At 67.3% G+C, this 10,253-nt stretch carries 9 protein-coding genes; 5 read left to right on the forward strand and 4 right to left on the reverse strand.

The annotated features are described in order from the left end of the window. Nucleotides 1-35 precede the first annotated feature (35 nt). Together C1H66_RS18855 and C1H66_RS18860 are read right to left on the reverse strand one after the other, a co-directional pair. Nucleotides 36-1,283 carry a type III PLP-dependent enzyme gene (locus tag C1H66_RS18855; RefSeq protein WP_102629418.1) on the reverse strand — a complete coding sequence of 416 codons (1,248 nt, stop codon included), beginning with the start codon at nucleotides 1,281-1,283 and terminating at the stop codon, nucleotides 36-38. Next, nucleotides 1,276-3,087 (reverse strand): IucA/IucC family protein, encoded by a 1,812-nt coding sequence (locus C1H66_RS18860; RefSeq protein WP_102629419.1) that lies wholly within the window; start codon nucleotides 3,085-3,087, stop codon nucleotides 1,276-1,278. Before C1H66_RS18860 ends, C1H66_RS18855 begins: the two co-directional genes overlap by 8 nt. Before the next feature lie 505 nt (nucleotides 3,088-3,592). On the opposite strand from C1H66_RS18860, the gene C1H66_RS18865 reads away from it, so the two are divergent. The 5 genes from C1H66_RS18865 to fhuB all read left to right on the forward strand — a co-directional run bounded on the left by C1H66_RS18865 (nucleotide 3,593) and on the right by fhuB (nucleotide 9,119). Continuing rightward, nucleotides 3,593-4,447: an ABC transporter ATP-binding protein gene (locus C1H66_RS18865; RefSeq protein ID WP_102629420.1), complete on the forward strand. Its 855-nt coding sequence runs from the start codon at nucleotides 3,593-3,595 to the stop codon at nucleotides 4,445-4,447. Next, entirely contained in the window at nucleotides 4,444-5,373 is a 930-nt protein-coding gene (locus tag C1H66_RS18870; protein WP_102629421.1) for a sucrase ferredoxin, read from the forward strand. The genes C1H66_RS18865 and C1H66_RS18870 overlap by 4 nt, the downstream gene beginning before the upstream one ends. Nucleotides 5,374-5,432: 59 nt before the next feature. Further along, entirely contained in the window at nucleotides 5,433-6,200 is a 768-nt protein-coding gene (locus C1H66_RS18875) for an ATP-binding cassette domain-containing protein (protein ID WP_102629422.1), read from the forward strand. A gap of 92 nt (nucleotides 6,201-6,292) precedes the next feature. Then, the gene (locus tag C1H66_RS18880; protein WP_102629429.1) at nucleotides 6,293-7,144 is read left to right on the forward strand and encodes an ABC transporter substrate-binding protein; all 852 of its coding nucleotides are present in this window, start codon (nucleotides 6,293-6,295) and stop codon (nucleotides 7,142-7,144) included. Next, nucleotides 7,134-9,119 (forward strand): Fe(3+)-hydroxamate ABC transporter permease FhuB, encoded by a 1,986-nt coding sequence (gene fhuB, locus C1H66_RS18885; RefSeq protein ID WP_102629423.1) that lies wholly within the window; start codon nucleotides 7,134-7,136, stop codon nucleotides 9,117-9,119. Before C1H66_RS18880 ends, fhuB begins: the two co-directional genes overlap by 11 nt. A gap of 102 nt (nucleotides 9,120-9,221) precedes the next feature. Here the strand turns inward: fhuB and C1H66_RS18890 are convergent, their stop codons facing one another. Together C1H66_RS18890 and C1H66_RS18895 are read right to left on the reverse strand one after the other, a co-directional pair. Beyond that, the gene (locus C1H66_RS18890; RefSeq protein ID WP_102629424.1) at nucleotides 9,222-9,833 is read right to left on the reverse strand and encodes a superoxide dismutase; all 612 of its coding nucleotides are present in this window, start codon (nucleotides 9,831-9,833) and stop codon (nucleotides 9,222-9,224) included. Nucleotides 9,834-10,032: 199 nt separating this feature from the next. Then, the coding region (locus C1H66_RS18895; RefSeq protein WP_205738697.1) for an FAD-binding protein at nucleotides 10,033-10,253 on the reverse strand (221 nt) is incomplete at its 5' end.

Consider the following 10,253-nt stretch of genomic DNA (forward strand, 5'->3'; position numbering starts at 1 on the left):
TCAAAACCTGGAAAATGGACCAGCGAAGCCCCCGCTCAGCTCACCGGCTCGGCGCGCTGAGGTCTTCTCGCCTCGCGGGAGTCACCGACGAAGAGCTGATCGGGACGTGGGTGGCACAGGAAGTCCGCGTGAGAGATGTTGTAGCCATAGGCACCGGCCAACGGCAGCACCAGCAGGTCTCCCACCGCCACACCCTGCAGTGGCTGCTGGCGGCTCAGCACATCCTTGGGGGTACACAGCTGCCCCACCACGGTCCAGGGCCGGCGCTCCCCCGCACTCGCCCGCCGGGGCTCGCGCGGCAGGTGAATGACCGGGTGATCGTGCCCCTGGGCCGCGGGCAGGCGGAACTGGTGCGTGCCCCCCCGACAGACCAGAAAGCCTTCCCCATGGCTGACCTTGGTATCGAGCACCTCGATCACGTAGTAGCCACAGAAGGCCGAGAGAAAACGGCCGATCTCGAAGCGCACCAGAGGTGGCTCGCGCATGGCCTCCAGACGCTGCCCCAGAGCCTGACACAGGCCGGGCCAGTCGAACTGTGCGGACGGCTGGAGATAGTTCACGCCGATACCGCCCCCCACGTTGAGCTGAGTGACTCGCTCGGGGTGGCGCGCCAGCGCTCGCCACCGGGGCCAACGCTCCAGATAGGACGCCAGGAGCCGCTGGTGTCGCTGCTCGCATTGCTGGTGTGACATGGCGTGAACATGAAAGCCGACGAGCGTCAGATTCGGGGCGTCATCCACCGCTCGCACGGCGTCGGCCAGTTGCGCCTCATCGATGCCGAACGGAGTGGCGGTGCCGGCCATTCTCAGACGACTGGAGAGATCCGGGGGCAGCGCAGGATTGATGCGCAGCAGCACGGCCTGCAGGCGATCCAGCGATGCCGCGATCGCCTGCAGGCGGGACACTTCCCCGAGGCTTTCGACATGAAAGGCCTCGACGCCTCGCGTCATGGCGTCACGCATGTCGGCGTCAAGCTTGCCCGGTCCGGAGAGCACCCAGGGGCGCGGCGTCGAACAGGCACAGGCACGCGCGATCTCGCCACCGGACGACAGCTCCAGCCCATCCACGACAGGCGCCAGCGTATCGATGATGGCCGCCTCGCTGTTGGCCTTGATCGCATAGTACAGCTCGACGCCCGGTGGCAATGCCGCCTTCATGGCGCGTCCCCGCGCAGCGAGCGCCGGGAGGTCATAGAAGAACGCCGCCATGGGTTCACGGCATGCCTGCCGATGCGACGCGATGGCGGCTAGCATGTGGTCGGGAATCGTGACGTGCTCAGCCATAGGCCACCTCCCTGCCCATGGCCTGGGCGACATGCCAGGGGTTGGGCAAGGACACATACTGGGCCTGCCGGTCCGCCTGGGCCATGAGCCGTAGCTTGAAGTTGGTCTTGCAGGGCAGGTCGCCTCCCTCCAGCAGCACATCCAGCTCGGGGGCTTGCGTGCCCAGGGCCTGTCGAACTCGATGCAGCTCGTCCCGGGTGTCCTGCCACAGCGCATCGCCAAGGGCCGGGCGCTGCCAGCTCAGCGCCAGGATCGCCTCGGCGACATGATTGACGAGCAGGCAATAGGCAATGCGGTTCCACCCCTGCTCGCGGCGGTAGGTCATCGACTCCCTGACACGGGGATGCAGTGACTCCCCCATGAGCCAGTCCACGCCCTTGTCGCTGGTCAGCTTGATCCCTTCGAAGTCACGCAGCAGCATCTGCCGGGGCATGCCCGCGTCATGAATCAGCACACAATTCTGTAAATGGGGCTCCATGACGATGCCATGGCGGAAGAACAGCCCCATGACAGGTGCCACCAGCGTGCGCAGGTAGGCCTGGAACCACTGCCGGACCCGGCGTTCCGACGGCAGTGCGTGGCATCCACCGGCAGGCGACGCACCTTCGACCAAGGACAGCACCATGGGAGCCAGCTGGGCATCACGAGCGAAGAGCGTCGCGCTGAGCAGACAGCATTCAGGTGAGAAACGCTGACAGAAGTTTTCCCGCAGAATCACGCCGGTCTGCTCTCGAAACCAGCGCTTCACGGCATCATCGCCCTCGGTCGGCGCCCAGTGCACCGTTGCCGGCTCCTGTGCCACGCACAGCGCCTCCAGCGCCGCGTCCTTCGATTGGGCGAGCTGATGCATGATGCGGTCGATGACCAGCGTACTTTCCAGCTCGTACCAGGCGTTCTTGCGCACACAATTGGTGATGCGCACATTGAGCGAGCCCTTGATGAACCAGGGATGTCCATCGATGTACCAGGTGCGCATGGAAGCGGTGGGAGCGGCGTGCCAGCCACTCGGCCCGAGATCGCCGATGATGCCGTCGCCGATCATCTCCGCCACTCGGGTATCCTGCCTGAAAAGATCGGCCTGCACCGGGTGCATGCTGAGCACCACACGATCGACATCCTCGGCGCTGCTCTGGTCTGCCACATGAGGCAGCACGTCCAGGGCACTCAACCGATTGGCCTGGACACTCAGCCCGGCCACCGGAAAGGAAAACTGATGCAAGGCCGCGGTGGCACCGAATTCCGGCGCGTAGGCGGGCTTGTCCTGCAGCAGATGGGGCGGCCATTGCCTGGCCTTGGGCGTGGGATGATTGGGATGGCCAAACCACAGCCCCTGCTCACTGCGACGATAATCCGTCAGCGGATGAAGCCTGGGATGTTCGACAGCATGCGCGACGATCGTCGTCATGACATCCTGGCTTTGCACGACCTGATCACACAACTCCTGATTGAGCGTGCCGTCATGCCACCGACAGTGCTCCAGCAGAGAGGAGATCAACCCAGCCAACTCGGGGACATGCCAGCCTGTGGCCCCGGCGTCCCGGATGTAGACATCGGAGAGGTAGAAGTGGCTCCCGATCACCGAGCGCCGGTCCACCATCACGAACAGCGAAAGCGATGCCGACCATTCGATCAGCAGCGGCGTGCCATGCAGATGCTCCGACAGGCCTTCTCGCCGGGCTGGCCATCGATAGGACATCGCGTCATGGGGTATTGCCACTTCCTTGACAATGCAATTCAGCAACGCATGCGTGGATGCATGTCGGCTTGTCTCGCCAGCTAAACGAGAGAAACGAGCGTAGCTCATGTGGCCTCCGCAAAAATGCCGTCCTTATAAAGACTCACCTGCCTTGTGGCCTGCCGTGCCGTCAGCGAAAGCCGCCTGTCTTCGTCGATGGACTTTCGCCGCTGGCCTCTGGCACCTGTTGGCATGTGAATCCGCGCGTCCCTAGCTAGTCACTTTGCGAAGTTGTAATGGATGGTTGTGCTTGTCGTGTCGATCGAGAGGGTGAGAGCCACCGCCTCCCTGGCGGAAGCTCTCTATCCCAGCATGTCGCGGCATCTCACCAGAGGTGATCGGAAGCCCACGCCGTGCCTTGCTTGGGTGGGATGCCAAGACCACCATGCGAATAAGAATCATTACTATAATCGTTAAAATATGAGCTGTCCATGATGATCGAACGATCCGTTCGCCATGTCCTGACAACCCATGGTGCTGAGAAGGCCAGGCAGACGTGCTTCCAGACATTGAAAATGAGAATGTTTTGCCTTACGGTGCTCCGGCCAAGGAACCACACCAGCGAGCCAACCCCATGCCCACGACTCCTGCCAAGCCGCCTCGACTGACAGGCGAAGCTCTGCGCGCCGGGTATGAGTCCCGATGCGTACTGGACGGCGTCGATCTGGCGGTGGCCGAGGGCAAGCTGACGGTGCTGCTCGGCCCGAACGGTAGTGGCAAGTCGACGCTGTTGAAGACGCTTGCTCGAACTCTGACACCCAGTGCCGGACGGGTCTGTCTCGATGGCAGGGATATCCACCGCAGCAACACGCGAGAGGTGGCACAGCGCCTGGGCATCCTGCCGCAGGGCCCTTCCGCACCGGAGGGACTGACGGTCAGGCAACTGGTCGGCATGGGACGCTTTCCTCACCAGCGGTTGTGGCGACAGGATGCCGAGCGGGATGCCCGCGCCATCCGCGCGGCGATGGCCTATGCCGATGTCACGGACTTTGCCGATCGCAGTGTCGACGCCCTCTCCGGCGGTCAGCGCCAGCGCTGCTGGATCGCCATGGTGTTGGCCCAGGAGACGGATCTGATCCTGCTCGACGAGCCCACCACCTTCCTCGACCTCAAGGTCCAGGTCGATCTGCTGGAGCTGCTGGTCAAGCTGGCCCACGAGTGCGGTCGTACCCTGCTGGTGGTACTGCACGACCTCAACCTGGCCGCGGCCTATGCCGACGTCCTGGTGATGATGCATGAGGGCCGTATCGCACACCGCGGGCCGCCGGAGACGGTGTTCACCGCCGCCAACCTCAAGCGGGTCTTCGATCTCGATGCCGAGGTGATGCGCGCCCCGAGTACCGGCCGACTGGTCTGCGTGCCGGCCATGGGGGGTGTCAGCGGGGCCACCGTCGGCCCCGCCCGGACCCGCCCGGCGGTCTCGGCATGAGCGTGGTCCAGCGCTTCTGCGCCCGCGAGAGCGCCGCCCTGGGCGACCCCCTGGCGGGCAGCGCCGCCCACGCCGAGCGCAACCTGCTGCTCAGTTGGCCGCGTGCCAAGTGGCGACGCAGCCTGCGCCAGGCCAGCGATATGCCCGAGGCGGTAAACGCGCGTCTCGAGGCCATCGCCGAGTCGGGGCGGCGGGTCAACCTGATTCACCGCCGCGACCAGAGCCCCGAGTGCCATCGGCTCTACCTGATGCCGGAGAACCGCCGCTACGAGGTGCCGCGCGACGCCCTGCCGGCCTTCCTCGCGGCTCTCCAGGAAGACGAGTCACTGGCCCGCTGGGAGATCGCCCCGCCACAGGGCCCGCTGCTGCTGTGCTGCACCCATGGCAAGAAGGACAAGTGCTGCGCCAAGTTCGGTTACGCCACCTACCGGGCGCTGGCGGCGGCCGTCGCCGACCGGGGCCTGCCCTTCGAGGTGTGGGAGAGCACCCACCTGGGCGGCTGCCGCCTCGCGGCCAGCGCCGTGGTCTTCCCCGCCCTGCGCAAGTATGGCCGCATCAGCGACGAGCATGTCGTGCCGTTGCTCGAGAGCGAGGCCGCGAATCACCCCTACCTGCCCTGCTACCGTGGCGACTCGCGGCTCAGCCCGTTGCAGCAGTGCGCCCAGGTCGCCGCCCTGGAATGGCTCGCCGGGCGGGACCTGCGGCCCGAGGTCCGGGTAGCGGAGGATGCCACCGCCGAGACCGCCGACCGCCGGCGTCTGAGCGTGCACTGGCGAGATGGCGAGCAGACGGGACGCCTCGCCGTGACCTGCGAGGCGCGGACCCTGCGGCGCCACGACACCTGTGCCGATATCGCGTCGGGCCCGCCGACACCCAGCCGGGTCTGGGTGGCCACGGCGCTCGAGGCGGTCGCCACGCAGTATTGATAAGGCTTATCATTCGCCTTATCGTAACGCCCTCGCCCCATCCGCCGGAGACACTCCCCATGTTCGAGCTCAGAGGCGCCGCCTTCGAGATCGATGGCAAGGCACTGCTCGCCCCCACCGACCTGACCTTCGACGAGGGGCGGGTCCATGGGCTGATCGGTCACAACGGCTCCGGCAAGTCGACCCTGCTCAAGTTGCTGGCCCAGCAGCAGCCACCCAGCCGCGGCGAGGTGTGTTTCGACGATCGCCCCCTGTCCGCCTGGGGCAACCGCGAGTTCGCCCGCCAGGTGGCCTACCTGCCCCAGCACCTGCCCAGCGCCGAGAACCTGCTGGGCCGCGAGCTGGTCGGCTTCGGCCGTTATCCCTGGCATGGCCTGCTGGGTCGTCATACCCGCGAGGACCGGGAGCGGATCGACCGCGCCATCGAGTTGACCCATACGCAGGCATTCGCCGACCGCCTGGTCGATACCCTCTCCGGTGGCGAGCGCCAGCGCATCTGGCTGGCCATGCTGCTGGCCCAGGGCAGCCGTTTCCTGCTGCTCGATGAGCCCCTGGCAGCACTCGACATCGCCCATCAGGTGGAGGTCCTGGCGCTGGTGCGTCGGCTCTGCCGCGAACTGGGCCTGGGCGTGATCATCGTCCTCCACGACGTCAACATGGCGGCGCGCTACTGCGATCACCTGGTCGCTCTTCACGGTGGGCGCCTGCTGGCCCAGGGTTCGCCGGCCGAGCTGATGGACGACGAGACCCTGGAAGCCATCTACGGCATTCCCATGCGGGTCATGACCCATCCCGGTGGCCGATACCCCGTCGCCGTCGTGCATTGAGCGGCCGTCACGCCCCGATCCTGTCAGCCCTCGAGCCACCCGCGGAGCCCGTCTTGCCCAGCAGCCTTGCCACCCCACCCAGCCATGCCCTGATGGCCGGCCTGTTCGGCCTGATCCTGCTGCTGGTCTCCGTTGACGATGCGCACGCCGACGCCCCCGCCATCGCCACCCTCGACTGGACCATCGCCGAGACCCTGGTCGCCCTCGGCACCATGCCCCGGGCCGTGGCGCAGATCGATGCCTACCGGGAGTGGGTCGGCGAACCGGGACTGGCCACCGACGTCATCGACCTCGGCCTGCGCACTCAGCCCAACCTCGAACTGCTGGCAAGCCTCTCGCCCGACCGGATCCTGATCTCGCCGATGTTCGCCAACCTGACACCCCGGCTGTCGCGCATCGCCCCGGTGGACAATCTCGAGCTCTACACCCCGGGCACCGACACCTGGCAGCAGCTGCGCCGGCTCACCCGTCGCGTCGCACGGCTGGTCGAGCGCCCGGCAGCCGGCGAGGCCCTGATCGAGGCGACCGAAGCACGGCTGGCGCAACTCCGGGAACGGCTTCCGGGGGAACAAGGGCCCCTGCTCATCGTGCAGTTCATGGATGCCCGCCACGTGCGGGTGTTCGGCGCGGGCGGCCTCTACCAGGCCGTGCTCGATCGCCTGGGGCTGGCCAATGCCTGGCAGCGCCCCACCAACCCTTGGGGCTTTTCCCTGGTGGGCCTCGAGGCGCTGGTCGACCTCGACGCACGGCTGGTGGTGGTGGAACCGCTGCCGGTGGGCGTCGCAAAGCGGCTCGCCGGCAGCGGCCTGTGGCAGGCCCTGCCGAGCGTCCAGGACGGCACCTCGATCCGCCTGCCTCCGGTCTGGAGCTTCGGTGCCCTGCCCTCGGCGCGGCGCTTCGCCGAGCTGCTGACCACGGCCCTGGAGGACAACGATGGCGTCTAGGCCCTTCCCGCTGCCGGCGCCCGGTCGCCTCTGCCTGTTGCTCGCCCTCCCCCTGCTGGGGCTGATCCTGGCCACGCTGCAGGCCCACGAAGGCCCGCTCCAGGGCCTCCAGGCCCTGTTCGACTCGTCCGGCCGGAGCCGCGACGCCTTGCTCCTGCACTACAGCTGGTGGCCACGCCTGGTCATCGCGCTGCTCGCCGGCAGCGGCCTGGCCCTGGCCGGCGTGCTGATGCAGCAGGTGCTGCGCAACCCCCTGGCCGCGCCCACCACGCTCGGAGTGGCCAGCGGCGCCAACCTGGCCCTGATGGTCGCCACCCTGATGGCACCCGGTCTGCTGCTGCACGGGCGCGAATGGGTGGCACTGCTCGGCGGCGGCCTGACCATGGGCCTGGTGTTTCTGCTCGCCTGGCGTCGCGGCCTGGCGCCGATGGTGGTGGTACTGGCCGGGCTGGTGGTCAACCTGTATGTCGGCGCCTTGGCCATGGCCCTGCTGCTCTTTCACCAGGAGGCCCTCAAGGGCCTGCTGATCTGGGGGGCCGGGTCGCTGTCGCAGACGGGATGGGACGGCGTCGTCTTCCTTGGGCCGCGTCTCGCGATCGGCGCCCTGCTGGCCTGGTTGCTGCTGCGCCCGCTGGCGGTGCTCGAACTCGACGACGCCAGCGCCCGAAGCCTGGGCGTCTCGCTCAAGCATCTGCGCCTGGCCGGGCTGGGCCTCGCGGTCTTCATCACCGGCTGCGTGGTCAGCGTGGTCGGGGTGATCGGTTTCATCGGCCTGGCCGCGCCCAACATCGTACGACTGGCGGGCGCCCGACGCCTGGGCCAGCGGTTGCTCTGGTCGCCCCTGCTCGGTGCCCTGCTGCTGGCCACCACCGACCTGCTGCTGCAGCGCTTCTCCGGCGCCCTGCCGACGCTGATCCCCACCGGTGCCACGACCGCCGCCCTCGGCGCTCCGCTGCTGCTGTGGCTGATTCCGCGCCTCAAGCTTACCGGCGACCAGCCGCCCGGCATGGCCCATGCCCTCGGCCAGCGCCACCCCGCTCCCGGACGACTGGCGACCGGGCTCGCGCTGCTGCTGTCGCTGACGGCCGCCGCGGCCCTGCTGGTCGGCCAGACGGCGGCGGGCTGGCAATGGCTGTCGACCAACGACTGGGGCGTTCTGGAGTGGCGCCTGCCGCGCCTGCTGGCCGCCGCCGGCAGCGGCGTGATGCTGGCCATCGCCGGCACCATCGTCCAGCGCCTCGCCGCCAACCCCATGGCCAGCCCCGAGGTCCTGGGGATCAGTGGCGGCAGCGCCATCGCCTTGATCGGCGCCATCTTCCTGCTCCCCTCTCCCGGCAACCTGACGCTGGTCGCCGCCGGCACCCTGGGGGCACTGATCACCCTGGCGCTGCTGGTCATCCTGAATCGGCGCGGCGGCGTTCTCCCCGAACGCCTGCTGCTGACCGGGGTGGCGATCACCGCCCTGTTCGATGCCGTGCGCGGCATCGTGCTCAGCGGTGGAGACCCCCGTGGCCAGCAGGTCATCGCCTGGCTGTCCGGCTCCACCTACTATGTCGATCTGAACAGCGCCGTCATCGTCGCCGGCCTGGCCGTGGCACTGGCCGTGGCGGCACACCCCTTCTCCCGTTGGCTGGATATCCTGCCGCTGGGGGCCGCCACCGCTCGCGCCCTGGGCATGCGACTCGATCGTGCGCGCCTGGCCTTGCTGCTGCTGGTCGCCCTGCTCACCGCCTGTGCCACCCTGGTAGTCGGACCGCTCTCCTTCGTCGGCCTGCTGGCGCCGCACCTGGCGCGATTGCTGGGCTTCAGCCGGGCACGCATGCACCTGCTGGGGGCCGCCCTGGTCGGTGCGCTGCTGATGGTGCTCGCCGACTGGCTCGGTCGCCAGTGGCTGTTCCCCCAGGAGATCCCCGCCGGGCTGGTCGCCTCGCTGCTGGGCGGCGCCTACTTCATGTGGGGCTTGAGGCGGCTCTGACGTACCCCCACCACGCGAAGGGCCCCGCCTCGAGCGGGGCCCTTCGCAGCGTGGATGACTCCCGACGAGACGCCATCCGTACGGCCATGCAATGTCGGCGAATCAGCCAGTGGCCTGCTGATAGCGCCGCTCGACCTCGTCCCAATCGACCACGTTGAAGAAGGCGGCCACGTAGTCCGGGCGCTTGTTCTGGTACTTCAGGTAGTAGGCGTGTTCCCAGACATCCAGCCCCAGCACCGGTGTATTGCCGTGAGAGATGGGGCTGTCCTGGTTGAGCGTGTTTTCCACCACCAGTTTCCCGTCCGGCGAGACACTCAGCCAGGCCCAACCGCTGCCGAAGCGACCCAGTGCCGCCTTGGTGAAGGCTTCCTTGAAGGCATCGAAGCCCCCCAGCTCGGCGTCGATGGCAGCCGCGACTCTGCCCCTGGGCGCTCCACCGCCGCTGGGCGACATCATCTGCCAGAACATCGAGTGGTTGGAGTGGCCACCGCCATTGTTGATGACCGCCTGGCGCTTCTCTTCGGGCACCCGGTCGAGGCTGGCGAGCAGCTCGTCCACCGGCACCTCCTCGAGGCCGGTGCCTTCCAGGGCCCCGTTGAGGTTGTTGATGTAGGTCTGGTGGTGCCGGGAGTGGTGAATCTCCATGGTCATCGCATCGATATGCGGCTCCAGGGCATCATAGCCATAGGGCAGCTCGGGTAATGTATGCGGCATAGTGACTCCTCCGTGAATGAACTGAGCGAGGCAGTTGCCTCGTGACCTCAACTACACAGGATGGCAGACACCCGCCCCCGACGCTAATAATTCCCGTTATCGCTCATATAGACAGAGGTTATGGGGGCTGCTGACACGACGACGCCGGCCCCTGGCGGGGCCGGCGTCGTGACCGCGATCGGCTGGATCACGCTGGTCGTTACAGCTTCTGCTCCAGCTCGGGCAGGGCCTCGAAGAGGTCCGCCACTAACCCGTAATCGGCCACCTGAAAGATCGGCGCCTCCTCGTCCTTGTTGATGGCGACGATCACCTTGGAGTCCTTCATGCCGGCCAGGTGCTGGATGGCCCCCGAGATGCCTACGGCGATATAGAGCTCCGGGGCGACGATCTTGCCGGTCTGGCCGACCTGCATGTCGTTGG

The organism is Halomonas heilongjiangensis, from assembly GCF_002879645.1.
Taxonomy (GTDB): domain Bacteria; phylum Pseudomonadota; class Gammaproteobacteria; order Pseudomonadales; family Halomonadaceae; genus Halomonas; species Halomonas heilongjiangensis.